This window comes from Rhizobium cauense, assembly GCF_019511525.1.
Lineage (GTDB): Bacteria > Pseudomonadota > Alphaproteobacteria > Rhizobiales > Rhizobiaceae > Rhizobium > Rhizobium cauense.
Map to the genome: position 1 here is coordinate 1 of NZ_JAEUAT010000096.1, position 269 is coordinate 269.

Sequence of the window (269 nt, forward strand, 5' to 3'; positions counted from 1 at the left end):
CGCAGCTCCCCACGGCTTTTCGCAGCGTATCACGTCCTTCATCGCCTGTGCATGCCAAGGCATCCACCAAATGCCCTTACGACACTTAATCGTTCTCATTGCCAATGCTCATCATCTCGTTGCCCGCTTCCATCAGGAAACGGCAACAGACCGGGTTACCTTTTACAACCCAGTCAATCCAACAATGCCATCGACGTGTTCGACCTGATTGCTTTATTGGAGCTACGCCGAGCAGCTCGCTTGCATCAGGTCTTAAGACCAGCTTCTCG

Annotated in this window: 1 protein-coding gene and 1 rRNA gene; both read right to left on the bottom strand. The window is 52.8% G+C overall.

The features are described from left to right. Nucleotides 1-91 (bottom strand): 23S ribosomal RNA (locus tag JNB88_RS33310); the annotation flags it as partial. Beyond that, nucleotides 86-269, bottom strand: a 184-nt coding sequence (locus tag JNB88_RS33315) for a hypothetical protein (RefSeq protein ID WP_220359184.1), incomplete at its 5' end; no start/stop codon positions are given. The genes JNB88_RS33310 and JNB88_RS33315, both read right to left, overlap by 6 nt.